The organism is Methanobrevibacter sp. (assembly GCF_045120835.1).
GTDB lineage: Archaea > Methanobacteriota > Methanobacteria > Methanobacteriales > Methanobacteriaceae > Methanocatella.
In genome coordinates, this window is the sequence record NZ_JBGVFE010000012.1 from 12,159 (window position 1) to 31,411 (window position 19,253).

A 19,253-nucleotide genomic window follows, 5' to 3' on the forward strand; every position below is an offset into this window, starting at 1 on the left:
ATAATAATGAAGAAAATGTGGGATACAATTACATGTCAAGTATGAGTAGCGTTGCAGGTTTGTCAAAATTTATTACAACCTTGCCAAAAACTAAATATTCCATTCTTGGAATGATTATCATAAGTTTTTTAACCGGAGGGACATTCTACATTATTGATTTTACACCAAGTGTCGATATTCTGCAAGACTTTTTCTTTGGAGGATTATTCGGTTTTGCAGTTCTTGGTATCACTTCAATAATGAGCGGTGCCCTAAATCAGCAAGTAATATCAAGCCTTCACGGAATTAACTTAAAAATTAAACATTCAATGTTTCTATCTGCTCTTTCAATGACAATTTTGGGAATAATCGTTCTTTTAGGAGCAGTGATTTCAAGATTGATCAATATAGATTTAACCATAAATTTCATGTTGTTTGCCTGTGTTCTGATTTACGGATTCAATACATTGGTTTTCTGGGCAACATCCAAAGTCAGATTTACAATTGCTGCAGTGACCGGTTTGATTCAACCCATACTTTTCATAGCAATGTACATTTCAATCTCATTTTTATTTATTGACACAAGCTTTTTAGGACCGATAATTCTACAGATTTCCCTCAAGGCAATAGTTGCAGGAGTAATATTTGTCTTGGCAATTTATGCACTCATTACAGTTATCGCTTCACCATTCAAGAAAAATTTGGGAATAGGAGTTCTGGATTTACTGAGTTTATTTATTGCACATATGAACGAAGGATCCAATTCCCTTGAAGGAGTATTTGAAAACATGAGTGAAGCAATTGATACAATTGTAACATTTGTTAGCTTTAAAACTGATGAAGGAATCAAGGCACTGTTTATTTCACCATCAGTCCATCCCGGCCCGCTAGGGGATTTGGGAGGTTCCAACATGCCGACTCTTCTTGCAAACAAGTTCGATCATTTCACAATGGTTGCGCACGGCCCTTCAACACACGATTTCAATCCTATTGCAGTTTCTGAAATCGATAAAATTGAAGAATCCGTTAAAAAAGGTTTGAAATCCGTAGAATATTCGCAAAAAGCAAGCAAATTTGTAAGATATACCTCTGAAAAAGCAAAAGTCGGAGTTCAATTTTTCAATAACGGAATGGTAATCCTGTCCACTTTCGCTCCCGAAGCTGTAGACGATATTGAATTTGGTGTAGGGCTTACCATGATGACACAGAGCAGAAACCATTGCAATGTTCAGGATTCTGTTATTGTTGACTGCCACAATTCATTTACTCCGGAAAGTGGAGAGGTGCTTCCAGGAAACTCCGAAGTGTTCCAGCTGATTGACGTTATAGATTCCATCAATCCGAATCAAGACAAGCATGACATTAAAGTCGGATGCTATGCGGACAATATGGAAAGCCTTGACAAACATGATGGGGTTGGTGAAAGCGGCATTAAAACCATGATTATTGAAGTTGATGGTCAAAGAACTGCATATGTTCTGTTTGACGCCAACAATATGGAAATCGGTTTCAGACAGGAAATTATAGATGCAGTAAGTGATTTGGAAATTGATGAAATCGAAGTCATGACCACCGATACGCATACGGTAAATACTCTTTCCAGAGGATACAACCCAATTGGAATTGCAAAAAGGCCAGAAATCATAGAATATGTGTTAAAAAGTATCAAAGAAGCACTTAAAGATTTAGAAAAAGTAGAAGTTGGAACTGGAACCGAAAAAATTAAAAATCTCAATACTTTCGGCCCTAAAAATTCAACAGAACTGATTTCAACAATTAGTTCCGTTGTGGCCGTGAGCAAGATTATAGCTCCAGTTTTGCTTATTACAGCATTATTTATTGCGTTTGTCTGGATTTTCTTTGGCGGATTATGAATACATTATAAATAATGTACGAATAATGTAAATGAAATAATCCAAGTAAAAAAGAACGGTGCTATTCCATCCCATAGCCATTGGCTAAATCCAGAAATTTCCTCTCCCGCAATTTTTTGAGAGAATTTACCAACGAAATATAGGATAATTACAGCAACAAAGAATGCAAACACATCATTTTTAACTCCGAACCAACCAAGGGTTAATGCTGCAGAAATTACGGCTGCAATAAGAGCAAATACTAGATGAATACTTGTAACTTTAATAGTTGTGTCCATTTATATCCTCCATTAAATTGAATATATTAATATAATTTTAGTGAGTTATAATATATTAAGGTATTGATAAAAAAGGTGTTTAACAATGAAATCGATGTCAAATGTAGACATTTTTACAATTACAAAAGAATTAGATAATTTATTAACTGGTGCTAGAGTGGACAAATCTTTCCAACCGACGAAGGATATTGTTGTAATGAGATTCCACGTACCTGGAACCGGCAGAATCGATTTAGTAATGCAATGCGGTTCCAGAATACATACAAGCCAATACCCTCTTGAAAATCCAACCACCCCTCCAACATTTCCAATGCTTTTAAGGAAAAGAGTTAAAGGAGCCCATGTCGAAAGCATAAGACAGCATAATTTTGACAGAGTGGTCGAAATAAGAGTTAAAAAAGATAAATATTATACAATAATAGTTGAACTGTTTGATAAAGGAAACATAATCCTTTTAGATGATGAAAACAATATCATATTGCCTCTTAAAAGGAAACAGTTGAGTGCAAGAGACATCAGTTCTAAAAGGGAATACGTATTTCCTGAAGAAAGGGGAATCAACCCCATAACTGCCAGCGAAGAGGAATTTACCTCCCTGTTTGAAGACCCTGAAAGTGATGTTGTAAGAACACTTGCGAGAAACGGACTTGGAAGCCTGTATGCTGAAGAAATCATCAAAAGGGCAAATGAAAAGGTTGAACTGGACAAAAATACTCCAAACACTGAGCTAACACAAGACCAACTGTCTGGACTATACTCCGGATTTAAAGATCTCTTCAATACCATAACCGATGGCGAAATCAAACCTCAAATCGTAAAAAATGAATCAAAGGAAGACGTCGTTGCACTGGACCTTGTAAAATATGAGGATTTTGAAAAAACTCATTATGAAACATTCAACGAGGCATGTGATGAGTTCTACTCCAAAAAAGTCAACACCGATATAAAAAATGTAAAAGAGACAGCATGGAACAAAAAAGTAAACAAGTTTGAAAAGAGATTGCATTTACAACAAGAAACACTCGATAATTTTTACAAAACCATTGAAGACAGTCAACATAAAGGAGAGGTTATTTATTCTAATTACCCTACCATCGAAAACATAGTAACTGTTGTAAACCAAGCTAGAAGTAAGGACTACTCTTTTAAAGAAATTGGAAAAACACTGAAAAATGCAAAAAAGGAAGGTATGGCTGAAGCTCAGATTTATGAATCAATTGATAAATTTGGCGTTTTAACATTAAAAATTGATGACACAACATTAAATATTGATTCAAAATTGACCATACCTGAAAATGCTGAAAATTATTATGAAAAAGCTAAAAAGGCAAAAAGAAAAACAAAAGGTGCCCAGATAGCTATTGAAAATACTAAAAAACAACTTGAAGAAATTAAAGCTAAAAAGGATGTTGCAATGGAAAACATCTCCGTGCCAAAAAAGAGAGTTAAGAAAAATCTCAAGTGGTATGAAAAATTAAGATGGTTTATAAGCTCCAACGGATTTCTTGTCATTGGAGGCCGTGACGCAAACAGTAATGAAAGCGTTGTGAAAAAATATCTGGAACCTAATGACATTTATCTTCATGCAGATATACATGGTGCAACATCAACTGCCATAAAATTAAATGGAAATGAAGTAGATGACACGCTCCTTAAAGAATCTGGCGAATTTGCCGCATCCTTTTCATCTGCTTGGTCGATGGGTTTCACATCCCAAGACGTATTTTGGGTCCATCCGGACCAGGTTACAAAAACTCCGGAATCAGGGGAATATCTGGCCAAAGGGTCATTTGTCATAAGAGGCCATAGAAATTACATTCGAGGTGCACGCGTGAAATTGGCAATTGGAATTGTTGACTATGAAGGCAAACGAATAATGGCCGGACCAATCGAAGCCGTAGAAGCACATTGCGAAAATTATGTTGTAATTAAACCAGGATTTACAAAAAAAGAGGCAATAGCTAAAAAAATTATCCATAAAATAAATGAAGATGACCTATTAACACTCGACGATATAATCAGAGTTTTGCCATCCGGAAAATGCGACATTGATGAGGAATATCATCAAAGAAAAAAATATGAAAAAAATTAATCCTGATAGTTTTCAGGATTAAATTCAAAATACTCGTCAGGATTCATAACCACAACATCAATGTTAGGGTTAAACTGGCTTACAAAGTTAGCAAAAATCGCAGGGTCCTGTTCAATAGGTGGAAACGTATTGTAATGCATCGGAATGACCACTTTCGGATTCATCCACATTGTCCCAAGCGCAGCCTCAAAAGGTCCCATAGTAAATTTATCACCAATAGGAACCATTACCACATCAGGCTTATAAATTGCACCAACAATATCCTTCATATCGCCAAATAAACCAGTATCTCCACAGTGATATATTTTAGTTCCATCTTCAAAGGTTATTAAAAAGCTTGCAGCGATTCCTCCAGGAACTGTTTCCTCGACCATGTCAATGTCAGAGGAATGTTTAGCTTCAAGCATTGTGAATTTAATATTTCTAAAAATGAAGGAACCTCCAATATTAACACTTATGTTTCTAATACCCTGTTTCGCTAAAAAGAGTGAAATTTCATGGATACATGCTATAGGAGCATTCGTACTGTTAGAAATTTCCAAAGCATCTCCAAAATGATCAGAATGTCCGTGGGTCAACAGAATAATATCAGGATTCAATTCCTCCACCGGAACGTCACATGCAGGGTTGTTGCTGATAAACGGATCTATTAAAATCTTTACGTTGTCATCACTAATAATTTCAAAAGCGGAATGGCCAAGCCATCGGATTTCCATTATGCAACACCACCATTGGCTGCACCCATAATAATATTTTCATCCAAATTAGAAGCTATATTCCATGTTTTTTCAAAATCGGCACGGATATTTGAAATAGAATTCCTATCATTGTAGATAGCTCCATATTCCATATCATTTTGACCTTCAGAAATAATCATAGCATGTGAATCATCAGTTATTAAGTTGATGGAATGTACCTTAGGAACTGTCTTAATGTGAACTCCTTGCTTTAAAAGGGATGAGATTAAAAACATGTAAGACATGTCAGAAACGTCAAACTCATTTATAATTACTCTTGAATAGATTGTCGGAACATGAGATAAAAATCTGTCGGACAAATCATTCAATGAAGGAATTTCCAACATGATTTCCTTATTAACGTTGACTGCCAAATTATCAAATGCCTCTTTGGAAGTTAATACGCCCTCATCAGAGAGAACATAACTGTTTAATGATTTTGGAACTGGTAAGCTCTCAGGGTCATTAATGTCGATTTTAATTTCCCTAGGTGCGCCAACTTCTGGAGCCACTTGAGTTGGGGTTTCAACAACCGGTTCAACAATCGGTTCCTCTTCAGCCAATGCACGCTGAATTTCACTAGACTTGTTGGTAGGTTCGACAACAAATTCTGGAACCTCATCAACATAGTATTCCTCATCTCTTCTTCTAGGAGCACGAGTAACCTTCAATGGCTTATCATAATGAGGAGTGAATTCAAGTTGTTTGCTGAAATCAACATCACCTTCAGTTTGTGGAACAACCCTCAAAACAGATTTTGATTCATCATTGAAATAACTGCCATCAAAGGAATCATCATAATCTGCAGTTACATCTTCATATGCAACATCATCAAAATCATTGTAGTCTTCACGAATTTTTAAAGGACCATTAGAGTTATTTTTGCTTGATCCTTTATCAAATCCTCTAAGTGAAGATCCATTGCCTTCACGAGACTCTAAAAATTCTTTAATCTTATTAGTAGTTCTATCAGCATTAGTGTCAACAAAATAACTAATCATCAAGATTATTCCGACAATTGAAATGATTAAACCAACAATTAACAGAAGATCTATCAGGTTATATACTGTTGTTTCATATGCGATAAGAATACCAATTACAAATAAAATAAAACCTGAAACTAATTTTATTGTATTTCCCACGTTTTCACCCTTATCAATTATTATCACTCTATTATTTAACTATTATTTAATATATTTAATACCATTTATAAAGTTAATGGAACAAAAACACGAAAATCGGGGAAAAATAAGAAAAAGTAATACTTTTTTATATAAATAGTAATATTAATATAGTAAAAAATCCAAAATAGAATTGGTGAAAAAAATGAAAAAAATGAAAAAATTTTTCAAAGAAAATTCTGGCCAAGGCGCTGCAGAATACATACTTTTGTTCGGAGGAGTTATTGTAATTGCATTGCTTGCATTGACAATATACAGATCATATATGAACACAAGTGATGTCAGCCTAAAAGCTAAGGATGACATCATTGATGTTAGAAACACCATACTCGACAACCGGACCCATGTATAGAAAAAGACTTGACAATAAAGGACAAGGCAGTGCAGAACTGATTCTAATAATAGGAGGATTGGTTGTTGTTGTGCTGCTTGTGGCAAGTTATATGTCAAATATAACTGAACAGACACAAACAAATATTAAAAATTTGTTAAAGCAAGAAAGAGATTTTTTAATAAATAAAATATGAAAATGGAGAGCGAATCTCTCTATTTTCCAACTAATAAACCATCCAATATTTCTTTCCATGAATCGGAAGATACGTTTCTTAATTTCATTTCCGTTCTTGATAAAACTCGAATATCCTGAGGACATGCCGCAACACAAGCTCCGCATAAATTACAGAAGTCCAGATTGGTAACAGATTTTCCATCAATTATTTCAACTGCATTGCACGGACATACATCAAGACAGGCATGACATGAATCGCCTTTACATATTTTTTCATCACTTTCAACTAGTTCCAATGAGCCTTCAAATGGTTTAGTCACCTCAATTGCATCAGCAGGACACACTTCCAAACACCAGGAACAGTTTACACAAGACGATTCTAAAATTAATGCTTCTCCAGAAATCTCAACATCCTCAATTTCATCAGAGTGCATGCATGTTGAACAAATTACGTTAACAGCACCTTCAGGACAGATTCGTTTACAGATTCCGCAAAAAATACATTTATCCAAATCCACATCGATTGAATTGTTGATTAAGTCATTGCTGGAAGTAGGAGCATTCTTGATTGTAATCGCTCCTGCAGGACACATATCTGCACAAAAAGAACAAAAAATACACTGCCCATTATCAATATCTATTTCTCCCCTTACCAAATCAACAGGATTAGGAAGATCCCTTTTAAAAATAATCGCATCGTGAGGACATATCTGATAACATCTTCCACAATAAATGCAATCTTGTCTGTGAATTTTGGATTCAACTTCCCAATTCGGATAAGAATCCATTTTCTTAATATCAATTCCGTCAACAGTTAATGACAATGCATCAAATGGACATGCAACTGAACATAATCCGCAAAATACACAGGAATCCTCATTAATATTAATTAAGTCCATATCTATTAACCCGCGTGCAATAGGCACAATAGGGCCTAATTTTAAAGATTCAGTCGGGCATACTCCCACGCATATACCGCAACCGACACAATTTTTATCCATATAAGATAATTTACGATGATTTTCACCATCTCTGCCAATATTAAACATGTTCTCCCCCTCACATTTAAAGACAAGATAGTTAAGACAGCCATAATCTCCACAATTACTGCCTAAACGCTCTAAAATAGTAATTGGTGTTTACTTTTCAATAAATTTGCCATTCTGATTAATCTCACCGCTCCTGATTCGTGTAGAAGAAATTGGAGTTCCATCATAAGCCAATACAAAACTAACAATTACAATGTCAAGAGGCTTCATACCTTTTGAAATTCTAATTTCGTTAATTTCGACAGCCGTAGGTTCAGTTTCTTCACTTACAACAAGAGCTTCAATATTTTCATCATATATTGTGGTCCCATAAGCATCATCCAATGGAACAACAACAAAATTTGATTTGTCAGAGAAAAATGACTTTAAATTTGCCATTCTTTCTTTGCAAGAATCTATATCTCCTTTCAAACCCCCAAAAGCATCAGAAGTTACTCCGATTTCAATTTCAGTACCAATTTCAAAAGCAGTTGATAATAATTTTTTATGCCCATCATGAAATTTATCAAAAGTTCCCCCAACAGCCACTTTATTATATCTTTTAGAATTCATAAATACTATCCGATTAGCTTGTTAATTAATTGTTTATCAAAACTTGTATAAATAGTATTAAAAAAAGAAAAGAAAAAAAAATAAAAAAATAAGAATGTAGTTAATTAGAATTGAAGACTAGCATAATAGCCATTTAAATGATATGAGTGTGAATTCCAATTAGCTACACTACCAAATGAGTTTCTAGAACTGGTAGCATCTGCAACAACCCAAGTATCACCAATCAATACCTGAGACCAAACATGACCATATGTTCCTCCACTTGAAAAGGTACATACTCCATGAACGTATCTTGCTGCCAATCCTGCGGACCTAAACATCGCCACAAGAAGATGGGAATGGTCTACACAATTACCTGAGCCTGCATTCAATGTTCCTACTGCTCCATATTTAGTGTCATAATAGAAACTATATGAAATAGTGTCCCTTACATACCTGAAAATCTTATCCGCTTTTTCCTTATCGCTCTTACAATTCTTTGTCAACTTGGATACTAACTTTTTGATTTGAGCATTGTTAACCTCACAGTTTGTAGAAGCTGCCAAGTACGCTGCCAAATTAGAAATTTTATTCTTGGAGTTTAATACACCAGTTGATGATGAAGAAGAGGAACCGGACAGGGAATTAACAGAGACGTAAGAAGGCATTTTTTTATGACCTCCATAATAAACAAGCACCTTAGTGAGTGTACTGACTACACCTTGATAACCTATAGATCCCACTTTGGAACTGACAGAATTAGGCATTTTTCCTTTAGATTCCGCAGTCTTAACAATGAATTTCGCTACGCCAACGAAAGATTTTAGATAACCTAAATTAGTTGCTTTTTTAGCTTTGCTAGGATTCTTTATTATTTTTACAGGAATATCTTTTTTATTACCTGATTTTAAATTAACGATAGCTTTGGAAGCTAGATATAAGTAGTCTGCAGTTTTGAATTTAGCATTACCGATCTTAACGCTTGAAGGTAACTTTCTATGTTTTGAAATATATTTTTTAACCTTTTTGGATGCAGTGAGAATATTTTTAACTGAAACCTTGTTTACAACATAAACATTTGATGAACCATGAGTTGAACCATGGCTAAATTCAATTTTATGAGTTCCTTTAGGCAATACTCCCAAATTAATTTTAGCTACACCCTTAGAATCGGTTTTAACAGTTGAATTTTTATTGTTGAATGTGAAAACGACATCCTTATCTTCGACAGGTTTGTTTTTTCCATCAACCAATTTTACTGAATAGCTGGCCTCATCTCCTGCAGAGGCATAAACACTTTTTGAAACTAATTTAGTTCCGTTAACAAGAACGTGTTTGGATACGCTTTTGGACTTATAACATTTATCAGAAACAAAAGTTTTAATTGAATAATATCCTGTGCCTTTAGTAATAGCAAGTTTGGCTACACCTTCTGAATCGGTTTGATAAATGTATGATTTGCTGCCAATTGTAGATTTAACAGTTACTCCGCTTAATGGTTTTCCAGATTTATCTTTTACAGCAACGGTATAAGAAGAATTATCATTTTCATTCATAACCAGGTTATGAGCACTTATGCTAACAGTCGCTTTTAAGATTATTGCCCTGTTTGAACCATGACTGTAATCCTTTGAACCTTTCTTTGAATAAGAATATTTAACAACATGAGATCCAGGTTTCACATTTTTTAAAGACAGTTTTGCAATACCTTTGCCGTTGGTTTTGGAAATTTTAGTATGGCTGCCAATGACAAATTTTATCTTTTTATGTCCCAATGCTTTTCCCTGATCGTTTGTTAATTTTACTTTAAATTTAGATCCACTATTATACTTCATTACCAATACTGAAGAAGATAATTTGGTAGAAGACTGTGATGTTGCGGAAGAAGAAGTTTTTGTAGAATCAGTGGTCTTTTTGGATGAACCTGACACCACCAAAGTTGCACTACCTGATTTGGAATAAAATCCTTTTTCCCCTTTATACTTAAAACTAATTTTATGAGTACCTTTAGAAAGAACAGGAATAGTTACAGTAGCTTTCCCCTTCGAATTAGTCTTTGCGGTTACTTTTTTATTGTCATAAGTAAAGTAAATCTTTTTATTTTTAAGTAATGCACCATGTTTTGATTTCAAAACAACACTAAATGAAGTTTTCTTATTGGCCTTAACCTTGATTTTGCTTTTTGCTTTAAATTTAGTTTTGTCTTTTTTGACTACAATTTTATGTGTAACCTCTTCACCGGAATAAGGGTTGATCGCTGTAAGGCCATATTTGCCTACAGGCCAGTTTACATCAAGAGTGACAACACCGTCATCATCAGTTGTTTTGACATAAGTTTTACCATTAAGGATGAAAGTAACATTTGTGTTTGCAAGTGGAGAATTGCCTCTCCAAAATGTTACATTATAGTTAGATGAATCCAGATAGTATTTGGTAAAGTTACTTCCAGTTATGGATGACAACACATCAACATTCTTTGAAAGTGAAGATGCAGCATAACTTGAGTCTCCTGCATATGACAATGAAACTGTATATGACCCCTGTGCCAACTTATGAGTTTCCACATATGCCATACCTTCACTGTCTGTGATTGCGGAATAAATCTTGCCGCCCACTTCTAAAGAAATTTTTTGATTGGGCACTGCCTTATCATCCATATCTTTTAAAGTTACATTAAAATGTGTAACTGATGCTTCATAGTGAGTATCAGATACATTTAACTTTGTGGATTGTGAAACAGATTTAATACTGGAACTATCAGCACTGACTATGTCATTACTTGCATCTTCAGTAAGGACACTATCACCACTTGAAGTAGAACCTAAAGCATATTCCCCTTCTGTTTCAATATCACTATCATTTAAAGAAACATCTGAACTTCCTAAATTATCATCATGAGAATAAACTATATTAGTTTGTGAGATAGAAACTTCATTAGAAATTTCTAATTTATTTTGTGTGGATAATGCATCAACATTATCATACATTAAATTTGAATCTTCTGCATTTGAAACATTAATTGAATCTGTAGCGCTTACTGCACCAACAATAAGGAACAGTATAACAAAGATTGACACTATTAATGTTTTATTTTTTATCGAAATTTTTCCACCTCTTGGTTCTCATTACGAAAATTTTATAGTAAAATACGTTTATAGTAAAATATAGTATTTCATAATGAGTGGATAAAACTTTATACTTTTATCTTATATAAATGTTATTGAAACCCCATTATGTGAAAAACCCATCTAAATTTATCAAATTAGGCAAAAAAGGTTAAAAATTCATATAATAAACCAATAAAAGAATAAATGGTGTAAAATAATCTATGATAAAATATAATATCTTAAATTATGAATAAGATTTTATAAAATCCATGAAAAATGAAATTTGAATTTAATGGTTTTTTATAGTCAAAATCAGTGAATGTTCAATAATTATTGCAAAATTAAACAGATTAATGTACTATTGAATAAAAATGAAACGATAGTAAAAAATTATACTGAAAATAAACCTCAGATTTGAAAATTAATAAAAACATGAAATTGTTGATTTGATGTTGTTTGAAAAAAACGTTTTCCAAAAAGACTACAAGAAAGTAAATATAAGATTGGGATTAAGCTATCCCAATATTTATAGAACTGCAATGTCTTCATTAGGTTATAATATTTTATATAATTTAATAAATGAACGGGAAGATACCTGGTGTGAGAGAATAATTTATCCCAGCATTAATTCAATCGAATCAAATACGCCAAGCAAATATTTTGATATAATAAGCTTCACAATTCAATTTGAGGAAGACTATTTTAATGTTTTGGAGATGCTGAAAAACAGTGAAATTCCGCTTAAAAGAAAAGACCGTGGAAGTGATGATCCGTTAATTATAGCAGGCGGGCCGAGCGTTAGTGCAAATCCAATACCCTTATCTGATTATATTGACGTATTCATCATTGGCGAAGGTGAAAATTCAATCAATCAATTTTTAGATGCTTATAAAAAATCTTCCAATAAAGATCTTGAAAAATTCCTTGACATTGAGGGAGTCTATATTCCGGAATATGACAATAAAACAAGGATAACCACAATCAAAAATATGGATGAAACATACCACATTACACAGCCCATCATAAGCAAAAGTGACAATGATGAGTATCAAAGTATTTTCAATAACACAATAATGCTGAATGTTTCACGAGGATGTACCAGAGGCTGCAGGTTTTGTATGGCTGGATATATCTACAGACCGATTAGACAAACCAGCTGGGAAAAGCTAATCGATATTGCTGTTGAAAACAGAAAAAATACCGGACTAAATAAGATTACACTAATAGGTGCTGCGGTTTCAGATTATGGTGACTTGGATAAACTAATTGAAGGACTTGAAAGTGAGGGCTTTCAGATTTCAACACCTTCACTTAGAATAGAATCAATTACAAAGGAAACATTGGAAACTCTCAAAAAAAGTGGTCTGAAAACTATCACCCTTGCACCGGAATCCATTACTAGACTTCGAAAAGTAATTAACAAAGACATACTGGAAGAAAAAATTTTTACAGTAATAAGAAATGCCGTTGATTTGGACTTCAACATCAAGTTATATTTTCTGATTGGAATTCCCGGAGAAAGTATTGAAGACATTAATGAGCTATGTGAATATATGAAAAAAATAGCCCACATGCATAAAAATCCAAAAAGGGTGAAGTTTAGTGTTAATCCAGTAATTCCAAAACCCCACACTCCACTTCAATGGGAGAGTTATGATTTTAAAGACATTAAAAAGAAGACCAGATATATTAAAAAAGAAATGAAAAATTATAACATAAAGTGCGAAAGTCCTAAAAAAGGACTCGTCCAATATATATTGTCTTGTGGAAATAGGGCTGTTGGTGAACTTATTGAAAAATCTTTGGTAAAGAAACCTACGCTCAAACAATGGCAGGAACTGACTCCAAAATATAATCTTGATGATCAACTACCCTGGGACAATATTGATATGGGCATAAGCAAAAGATTTTTAAAAATTGAGCACAGAAGATTGAGAAATCTGAAACAAACTCCATGGTGCGAAACATCCCCATGTTATAATTGTGGAGTGTGTGAAAAATAATTACTAGAAAAAAATAAATTTACTATAATAATATATAATATAATATAAGTGAGGTAAATTATGATAAATCCTGCAAAAAGAACAAGGTCAATTGAATTATCATTGATTAGAAAAATGTTTGAAGTCACCAATCCCGATGCAATAAATCTTGGAATTGGAGAACCTGATTTTGACGTTCCGCAAAATATCAAAGATGCAATGAAAAAATCAATTGATGAAAATGAGACTCATTATACACCAAATAAAGGATATATTGAGTTAAGAGAAGAGATAGTTAAAAAATTCAAAAGCGATAATGGAATAAATACAAATCCCGATAATGTTATCGTCACCGTTGGTGCCAGTGAAGGACTCTTTATGTGTGCACAAACATTCATTGATCCTGGTGATGAGGTAATTTTACCTGACCCGAGCTTTTTATCATATGAAGCATGCATTAAAATGGCTGAAGGCACTATCGTTCCAGTAAATTGCACAATGGAAAATGAATTTAAACTAAAAGCGGATGATGTTTTAGAAAAAATTACTCCAAAAACTAAAGCAATCATGTTAAATTCCCCATCAAATCCAACTGGAGCAGTGATGGAAAAAGAAGACATTAAAGCGATTGCCGATTTATCAATGGATAACGATTTTTTAATCATATCAGATGAAATATATGAAAAAATAATCTATGACAAGAAACATTACTCCCCTGCAAGGTACAGCGACAACGTCATTACATTAAACGGATTTTCAAAAACATATGCAATGACAGGACTGAGAATCGGATATCTGACTGGAAATGAAAATTATATTGAAGAATTGCTTAAAATTCACCAATATAATGCAGCTTGCGTCAATACCACTGCACAAAGAGGGGCATATGAAGCATTAACCGGACCTCAAGAGGAAGTTAACAAGATGGTCGGTGAATTCAAAAGAAGAAGAGATCTGATTGTCAGTAGATTGAATGAAATGGGATATGAAACTGTAAATGCCGAAGGAGCATTTTACGTATTTCCAAAAATTGAAGACAAAGACTTTGTTCAAAAAGCTGCAAAAGCAGGAGTGATTACAGTTCCAGGAGTGGCATTTGGTTCAAATGGTGAAAATCACATACGAATGTCTTATGCAAACTCATATGAAAACATTGAAAAAGCAATGGATATTTTAGAAGGGCGTGTAGTTAATGGATGAATATAGAAGTAAAGCTGGAACCAAGGCATCGATAGTTGCAATCATTGCAAACTGCATATTAACTGTCTTAAACATAATCGTTGGATTGATGTCTGGAAGTTATGCACTGGTTTCAGAAGGAGCACATACACTTTCAGATGTTGCAACTTCAGTAATTGCGTTACTTGGATTTAGAGCAGGGCAAAAGCCTGCTGATGAAGAACATCCTTTAGGCCATGGGCGTGCTGAAGCAATTAGCGGATTAATAATTGTGCTGTTTCTGGCCATGGTGTCTTATGAAATCATTACTGGAGCCATTAATAAGGTTATTCATCCAGAGCTGATAACCGTTCCGGATACCCTTGCTGCAATAATGGCCGTTTTTGGAATATTTGTAAATTTTTCAATAAGCGAATATATTATTAAAATTGGAAAAGAAATTAAAAGCCCTGCAATTGTCGCAGATGGAAAACATCAAAGAACAGACATATTTTCATCTGTTGCGATACTATTTGGCGTAATAATATCAAATGCAGGTTATCCCATTTTGGACCCAATTATCGGATTTGTCATAGGACTTATAATCCTTAAAACAGCATATGAAATTGGAAAGGAAAATATTGACAACATCATGGGAAAAGTACCCTCACATGACATAGAAAATAAAGTAAGAAGAATTGTGAATAAAACTCCAAAAGCTCAACAAGCCCATAATATTAAAGTGGATTATTTGGGCTCTTACGCCACTGTCTATTTGCATGTGCAGATGGATGGCAATCTGACTTTAAATGAAACACATGAAATAGTGCATGAAGTTGAGGACAATATCCTTAAGAAAATCCCTGAAGTCAAATATGTAATGGTTCATGCATGCCCTATAGGTGTGGAATATAATCATGAACAAGAAATAGATAAATAGAAAACGCCGGGACGGGGATTTGAACCCCGGAGGTCATAAGACCATTGGATTAGCAGTCCAACGCCGTACCAGGCTGGGCCATCCCGACATATTAAAAACAGTATAGTAAGTTATATGTAAAAACTTATTTATAAACTTAATTATTTTTATTAAATGGCATGTTCAAAAGTGGACTAATCTCAAAAATATAAGTGATCTAAAAAACCCAACTCCGCCCCGGGATTCTACAAGCATTGAATGTTAACAGTAGAGCTGCTCCCTTCCGGGCCTGACCCATTCCCATATTAGAGATGACTAATTTTTACCCTCCAGTAAAAACTTCACCACCACCAATCCTGTAGGACGAGGTTTCTATGTCGTTTTTTCTAGGCTCATATTCTCTTAAAAAGCCGCCTTTTGAACTTCAACTGCACCAAAGGGGGTGTGTGCTTACAGAGGACCCCTAACCCTCCAGTCTAGCCAACATTATTTATGACTTTAATGTTATATAAATGTTGGCAAAAAATCATTCTAGAATCGAAAAAATTCTTGGAAATGAATATTAAAGTTATTTCTAGAAAAAAAATATTATTACAGTAACTCTCTTAAAAATAGTTAAATTCAAAAAAAATAAAAAAATAAAGGAATAATTAAAATATTTCCTGAATGATATCTCCATCAGAAATTATTCCTACTAATTTATCTCCTTCCACAACAGGAAGTTGATTTAAAATTCCTGAAGATGAAATACTATCTTTCATAACTTTAATGGCTGTTTCAAGAGTATCTTCAGGAGAAATTGTAACAACTGAAGTGATCATAATTTCCTTGACACTTGTGCCCAATTCATACTTATCCAGAATCAGGTTATGGCCCACATCTGTTGCAGTTATAATCCCAATTAATTTGCCATCTTCCACAACAGGAAGAGAACTAATCTTATATTCCATTAATTTTTCAAATGCATATACTACATCAATATCTGAAGTGGTAGTTATCACTCCAGTAGTCATGATGTCCTTAACTTTTTTGCTCAACATTATTTACGCCTCCGAATTTTTCGAGAATATCATCAACCATAATTTCAATAGTTTCGTTAATCTCAACATTATCAATTATACGTGTATCATGAATTTTGGCTTGTTCTACTAAGAACATTTGAGTTTTCCGGATAGTTTCAAAGTTTTCCATATAACGTTCAAGAGACCTTTTAACCCAAGGCTGTCTGCATCTTGAATAAAACCTTTGTTTGTGTGCATCTTCATTGTCAACAGTCAAAGTGAACATGATTATGTTATTGTTTTCAATTAAATCCTTTCTGATAAAACCTGGAACAACATGAACCCCCTCAATAATAGTACTGATTCCTTCTTTTGCAGATCTCTCTATAATTGCTTCTATACCTACATTGACTACATCAACGTGGCTAACAAAGCCTTCAATGACAGAATCTATTCTAATTGAAGGAGTTCTGATGGCTTCAAAGGCATCAAAACTTGATTTATGAATGACTGGACTCAATTCTTTGGAAACTATTTTTCTCATAACTTCACGAATCATGTCCGTACTGATGAGGTTTTTTAGCCTTAACCTGCTAGCAAGTTCAAAAGCCATTGATGAGGTCCCTACTCCTGATGCTCCACCAATCAAAATAATTAATGGTTTTTTAGAAGTTCTTAGGGACCTCCAATGTTTATATTTTAAAGCGATTTTAGAATCAATAGACTCCAAATGTTTTAAAACTGTGTCGGCTAATTCAGAATTGGAGATTTCACTAATATTATTTTTAATTAAATCATCCTCAATGTCACTAGCAATGTCATGAGCTCTTTCAATCCCAATATCTGCAACATTAAGAGAGCGAGACAGGATTCCTTTAGAAAACGGCTCTTTATATTTTTTACCATCCACCTCTCCAGTAACCCAAATCATAATAATCACTTATAAAATATCTAAATAAGTATCTAAAAGTTATATTAAATAAAATTTGTTATTTGTTTTTGCAGAAAAAAATTAAACAAAAATAGAAAAAAAGAAAAAATAAATAATTATTCATCTAAGGAAATAATATTTATTTCATAATTTGAGCCATCTACAACATCGATTAAAACAGCCCCATTATCTTTCAACATGCCAGGATTAGCTACATCAGTAGTTTTACCGATTTTACTAAGAGATTTGGCCTCATGAATATGTCCACATAAATTTATTTGAGGTTCAAACTCATGAATAGATTTTAAGATTCCAGGACTTCCAACATGCTCCCCATTTTCAACCCTGTCCGCTTCAGTGTTGAAAGGCGGTGCATGAGTAACTAATATCTTTACCTTATCCACCTCAGTATTGTAAACATAATCATAATTAGCTAATAAATCATAGACCTGTCTGTAAATCTTGTCATCATCCATCTCACCCGGAGTGTCAAATGGAGTTGGATTAGACCCGCCAAAACCAAACAATATAGCATCACCATAGGCAATGATATTGTTATGTAAACAGAATGCAACCTCATTAATAGCATTGCATATTCCATTAGGATCGCAATTTCCCGGAATTGCTATAACATCAACGCCGCAATCCGCCACTTTATTAATAAAGGTTTCTACAAACTCGAGAGGTCCAAAATCAGTAATATCCCCCAAGATTAAAACTAAATCGATATCATTATTATTCAAATAAGAATACAAATTTTCATTTTCTTCGCCATGAACATCACTAATTGCCAATATCTTAACCATATTACCACCTATAATTCTTCTAAAAAGAATGATCCCATTTCTTTCAAACCAATTTTTAAATCTGGTTTATCTCCATGTAATTGAACAGTAACATCATCTTCAAACTCGATGATGAGTCCATTCCATTCCGCAATTTCCTGAACTCTTTCTTCAGCTAAAGGAACACGCAAATTAATTTTGCCTGTTGTCAGACCTGGAGGAGCATTTACCAAAAATTTTGATCTTGAATCCGCAAATTCAAAAACCTTTTTTCCTTGCATGACCTGCTTTAGTAAATCAAGCCAGTAATCAGCGTATTCTTCCCCCTCTTCCTCTTCAGCAATAGTTAAAAGAGTTCCCTGAATATTATTTAAAGACATTTCTGCTTTTGCCAACCCATTGATTAATTCAGGATGGGAAGGGTCTCTTTTATATGAACTAATTGAAGATCTGATTATTCCCATCTCAGAGTTAATTCCAGTAGGGATTTTATGGCCCTTTTCTGTCAAATCTTTTATGAGATTATTTAGAACTAACCAATTTTGTTCTGATGGCAAACTCATAAATGTCCACCTATAATTTTTAAAGTAGTATGATTGATTTTAGCGTCTGCTTCTTTTAGTTCCTGTTCGATTTCACTAGTATTTTTGTAAGAATCTAAAAATAAAACATGATGAGTGGAAGTTCCTGCAATGTTTAGAATTGCTATTTCATCATCTTTTTTAAGTTCTCTCTTATCAATAGTTGCTTTAAATTGAACATAAGGTTCATATTCTTCAGGAAGGTCAGCATATCTAAATATGCCGTCTAATGTTGCTACAAACATAATTACACCTCATAAATTCATACAAGTTTATTTTATTAATTACTCATATATAAACATGATTGCGGATTATTCGTATTGATACAAACAAAAAAATTTTTTTATAAAAAAAAATAGTTATCAATAAAGATAACTAATCCGAACTGTGTTTTCAATGCCTAAAAAAATAAAAAATATAAGGATAAAAAATCCTTAAATTTATTCACCTAATGCTTTTTTAATAGCAGGGGTGGCATCAATTTTTTGAGCATCGAAAGTTAATTCTTCAGCAGATAATCCCATAGCTAATCCGTATAATTGAGCTAAGTGGAATACTGG

General features: G+C 33.7%; 18 protein-coding genes, 1 tRNA gene, 1 other RNA gene and 1 pseudogene. 7 read left to right on the forward strand and 14 right to left on the reverse strand.

All coding sequences use genetic code 11. The features are described from left to right. Nucleotides 1-32 precede the first annotated feature (32 nt). Nucleotides 33-1,853, forward strand: coding sequence for a DUF2070 family protein (locus ACJMLO_RS01400; protein ID WP_405293190.1), 1,821 nt, complete (start codon nucleotides 33-35; stop codon nucleotides 1,851-1,853). 5 nt (nucleotides 1,854-1,858) lie between these two features. Here ACJMLO_RS01400 and ACJMLO_RS01405 read toward each other — a convergent pair whose 3' ends face one another. After that, nucleotides 1,859-2,131 carry a hypothetical protein gene (locus tag ACJMLO_RS01405; RefSeq protein WP_405293193.1) on the reverse strand — a complete coding sequence of 91 codons (273 nt, stop codon included), beginning with the start codon at nucleotides 2,129-2,131 and terminating at the stop codon, nucleotides 1,859-1,861. Nucleotides 2,132-2,216: 85 nt separating this feature from the next. Between ACJMLO_RS01405 and rqcH the strand changes: the two genes are divergently transcribed. Beyond that, complete coding sequence (gene rqcH / locus ACJMLO_RS01410; protein WP_405293195.1) at nucleotides 2,217-4,223, forward strand: ribosome rescue protein RqcH; 2,007 nt, start codon at nucleotides 2,217-2,219, stop codon at nucleotides 4,221-4,223. Here the strand turns inward: rqcH and ACJMLO_RS01415 are convergent. Together ACJMLO_RS01415 and ACJMLO_RS01420 are read right to left on the reverse strand one after the other, a co-directional pair. Further along, nucleotides 4,220-4,939, reverse strand: a complete 720-nt coding sequence (locus tag ACJMLO_RS01415) for a metal-dependent hydrolase (protein WP_405293197.1) — start codon at nucleotides 4,937-4,939, stop codon at nucleotides 4,220-4,222. The genes rqcH and ACJMLO_RS01415 overlap by 4 nt on opposite strands. Then, nucleotides 4,939-6,102, reverse strand: coding sequence for a hypothetical protein (locus tag ACJMLO_RS01420; RefSeq protein WP_405293199.1), 1,164 nt, complete (start codon nucleotides 6,100-6,102; stop codon nucleotides 4,939-4,941). The genes ACJMLO_RS01415 and ACJMLO_RS01420 overlap by 1 nt, the downstream gene beginning before the upstream one ends. Nucleotides 6,103-6,286: 184 nt before the next feature. Between ACJMLO_RS01420 and ACJMLO_RS01425 the strand changes: the two genes are divergently transcribed. Continuing rightward, nucleotides 6,287-6,493, forward strand: a complete 207-nt coding sequence (locus ACJMLO_RS01425) for a class III signal peptide-containing protein (protein WP_292604580.1) — start codon at nucleotides 6,287-6,289, stop codon at nucleotides 6,491-6,493. Further along, complete coding sequence (locus ACJMLO_RS01430; RefSeq protein WP_405293201.1) at nucleotides 6,486-6,668, forward strand: class III signal peptide-containing protein; 183 nt, start codon at nucleotides 6,486-6,488, stop codon at nucleotides 6,666-6,668. The genes ACJMLO_RS01425 and ACJMLO_RS01430 overlap by 8 nt, the downstream gene beginning before the upstream one ends. 19 nt (nucleotides 6,669-6,687) lie before the next feature. Here ACJMLO_RS01430 and fwdF read toward each other — a convergent pair whose 3' ends face one another. From fwdF to ACJMLO_RS01445, 3 genes are all read right to left on the reverse strand, one after another. After that, nucleotides 6,688-7,698, reverse strand: a complete 1,011-nt coding sequence (gene fwdF, locus ACJMLO_RS01435) for a tungsten-dependent formylmethanofuran dehydrogenase subunit FwdF (RefSeq protein WP_405293203.1) — start codon at nucleotides 7,696-7,698, stop codon at nucleotides 6,688-6,690. Nucleotides 7,699-7,788: 90 nt separating this feature from the next. Then, entirely contained in the window at nucleotides 7,789-8,250 is a 462-nt protein-coding gene (locus ACJMLO_RS01440; RefSeq protein WP_405293205.1) for a phosphopantetheine adenylyltransferase, read from the reverse strand. A 104-nt stretch (nucleotides 8,251-8,354) separates the two neighbouring features. Further along, nucleotides 8,355-11,306 carry a transglutaminase domain-containing protein gene (locus tag ACJMLO_RS01445; RefSeq protein ID WP_405293207.1) on the reverse strand — a complete coding sequence of 984 codons (2,952 nt, stop codon included), beginning with the start codon at nucleotides 11,304-11,306 and terminating at the stop codon, nucleotides 8,355-8,357. A gap of 479 nt (nucleotides 11,307-11,785) precedes the next feature. On the opposite strand from ACJMLO_RS01445, the gene ACJMLO_RS01450 reads away from it, so the two are divergent. Genes ACJMLO_RS01450 through ACJMLO_RS01460 form a run of 3 tightly spaced genes read left to right on the forward strand, consistent with a single transcriptional unit; the run spans nucleotide 11,786 to nucleotide 15,416 of the window. Continuing rightward, a complete protein-coding gene (locus tag ACJMLO_RS01450) occupies nucleotides 11,786-13,339 on the forward strand; it encodes a radical SAM protein (protein WP_405293209.1) in 1,554 nt (517 codons plus the stop codon). Nucleotides 13,340-13,399: 60 nt separating this feature from the next. Further along, nucleotides 13,400-14,518, forward strand: coding sequence for a pyridoxal phosphate-dependent aminotransferase (locus ACJMLO_RS01455; protein ID WP_405293211.1), 1,119 nt, complete (start codon nucleotides 13,400-13,402; stop codon nucleotides 14,516-14,518). Continuing rightward, on the forward strand, nucleotides 14,511-15,416 hold the full coding sequence (locus tag ACJMLO_RS01460; protein WP_405293213.1) for a cation diffusion facilitator family transporter: 906 nt from the start codon (nucleotides 14,511-14,513) through the stop codon (nucleotides 15,414-15,416). The genes ACJMLO_RS01455 and ACJMLO_RS01460 overlap by 8 nt, the downstream gene beginning before the upstream one ends. 4 nt (nucleotides 15,417-15,420) lie before the next feature. Here the strand turns inward: ACJMLO_RS01460 and ACJMLO_RS01465 are convergent. The 8 genes and pseudogenes from ACJMLO_RS01465 to ACJMLO_RS01500 all read right to left on the reverse strand — a co-directional run. Continuing rightward, a tRNA-Ser gene (locus ACJMLO_RS01465) sits at nucleotides 15,421-15,504 on the reverse strand. A gap of 62 nt (nucleotides 15,505-15,566) precedes the next feature. After that, an RNA gene (ffs, locus tag ACJMLO_RS01470) (signal recognition particle sRNA) lies at nucleotides 15,567-15,882 on the reverse strand. 163 nt (nucleotides 15,883-16,045) lie between these two features. After that, complete coding sequence (locus tag ACJMLO_RS01475) at nucleotides 16,046-16,438, reverse strand: CBS domain-containing protein (RefSeq protein ID WP_405293223.1); 393 nt, start codon at nucleotides 16,436-16,438, stop codon at nucleotides 16,046-16,048. Further along, nucleotides 16,416-17,327: a 2-phosphoglycerate kinase gene (locus ACJMLO_RS01480; RefSeq protein WP_405293215.1), complete on the reverse strand. Its 912-nt coding sequence runs from the start codon at nucleotides 17,325-17,327 to the stop codon at nucleotides 16,416-16,418. Before ACJMLO_RS01480 ends, ACJMLO_RS01475 begins: the two co-directional genes overlap by 23 nt. A gap of 116 nt (nucleotides 17,328-17,443) precedes the next feature. Then, nucleotides 17,444-18,133 carry a metallophosphoesterase gene (locus tag ACJMLO_RS01485; protein ID WP_405293217.1) on the reverse strand — a complete coding sequence of 230 codons (690 nt, stop codon included), beginning with the start codon at nucleotides 18,131-18,133 and terminating at the stop codon, nucleotides 17,444-17,446. An 8-nt stretch (nucleotides 18,134-18,141) separates the two neighbouring features. Next, a complete protein-coding gene (locus ACJMLO_RS01490) occupies nucleotides 18,142-18,675 on the reverse strand; it encodes a DUF2096 family protein (protein ID WP_405293219.1) in 534 nt (177 codons plus the stop codon). Next, the gene (locus tag ACJMLO_RS01495; protein ID WP_405293221.1) at nucleotides 18,672-18,938 is read right to left on the reverse strand and encodes a DUF749 domain-containing protein; all 267 of its coding nucleotides are present in this window, start codon (nucleotides 18,936-18,938) and stop codon (nucleotides 18,672-18,674) included. The genes ACJMLO_RS01490 and ACJMLO_RS01495 overlap by 4 nt, the downstream gene beginning before the upstream one ends. Nucleotides 18,939-19,133: 195 nt before the next feature. Next, nucleotides 19,134-19,253, reverse strand: a pseudogene (locus ACJMLO_RS01500) (CoB--CoM heterodisulfide reductase subunit B); the annotation flags it as partial.

Excerpts from the sequence above, each read along its gene's own strand:
- ACJMLO_RS01425 (WP_292604580.1), top strand. The coding sequence starts at position 6,287 with ATGAAAAAAATGAAAAAATTTTTCAAAGAAAATTCTGGCCAAGGCGCT.
- ACJMLO_RS01450 (WP_405293209.1), top strand. The coding sequence starts at position 11,786 with ATGTTGTTTGAAAAAAACGTTTTCCAAAAAGACTACAAGAAAGTAAAT.
- ACJMLO_RS01430 (WP_405293201.1), top strand. The coding sequence starts at position 6,486 with ATGTATAGAAAAAGACTTGACAATAAAGGACAAGGCAGTGCAGAACTG.
- ACJMLO_RS01415 (WP_405293197.1), bottom strand. The coding sequence starts at position 4,939 with ATGGAAATCCGATGGCTTGGCCATTCCGCTTTTGAAATTATTAGTGAT.
- ACJMLO_RS01455 (WP_405293211.1), top strand. The coding sequence starts at position 13,400 with ATGATAAATCCTGCAAAAAGAACAAGGTCAATTGAATTATCATTGATT.
- ACJMLO_RS01405 (WP_405293193.1), bottom strand. The coding sequence starts at position 2,131 with ATGGACACAACTATTAAAGTTACAAGTATTCATCTAGTATTTGCTCTT.
- ACJMLO_RS01485 (WP_405293217.1), bottom strand. The coding sequence starts at position 18,133 with ATGGTTAAGATATTGGCAATTAGTGATGTTCATGGCGAAGAAAATGAA.
- rqcH (WP_405293195.1), top strand. The coding sequence starts at position 2,217 with ATGAAATCGATGTCAAATGTAGACATTTTTACAATTACAAAAGAATTA.
- ACJMLO_RS01460 (WP_405293213.1), top strand. The coding sequence starts at position 14,511 with ATGGATGAATATAGAAGTAAAGCTGGAACCAAGGCATCGATAGTTGCA.
- ACJMLO_RS01490 (WP_405293219.1), bottom strand. The coding sequence starts at position 18,675 with ATGAGTTTGCCATCAGAACAAAATTGGTTAGTTCTAAATAATCTCATA.
- ACJMLO_RS01480 (WP_405293215.1), bottom strand. The coding sequence starts at position 17,327 with ATGATTTGGGTTACTGGAGAGGTGGATGGTAAAAAATATAAAGAGCCG.
- fwdF (WP_405293203.1), bottom strand. The coding sequence starts at position 7,698 with ATGTTTAATATTGGCAGAGATGGTGAAAATCATCGTAAATTATCTTAT.
- ACJMLO_RS01440 (WP_405293205.1), bottom strand. The coding sequence starts at position 8,250 with ATGAATTCTAAAAGATATAATAAAGTGGCTGTTGGGGGAACTTTTGAT.
- ACJMLO_RS01400 (WP_405293190.1), top strand. The coding sequence starts at position 33 with ATGTCAAGTATGAGTAGCGTTGCAGGTTTGTCAAAATTTATTACAACC.
- ACJMLO_RS01495 (WP_405293221.1), bottom strand. The coding sequence starts at position 18,938 with ATGTTTGTAGCAACATTAGACGGCATATTTAGATATGCTGACCTTCCT.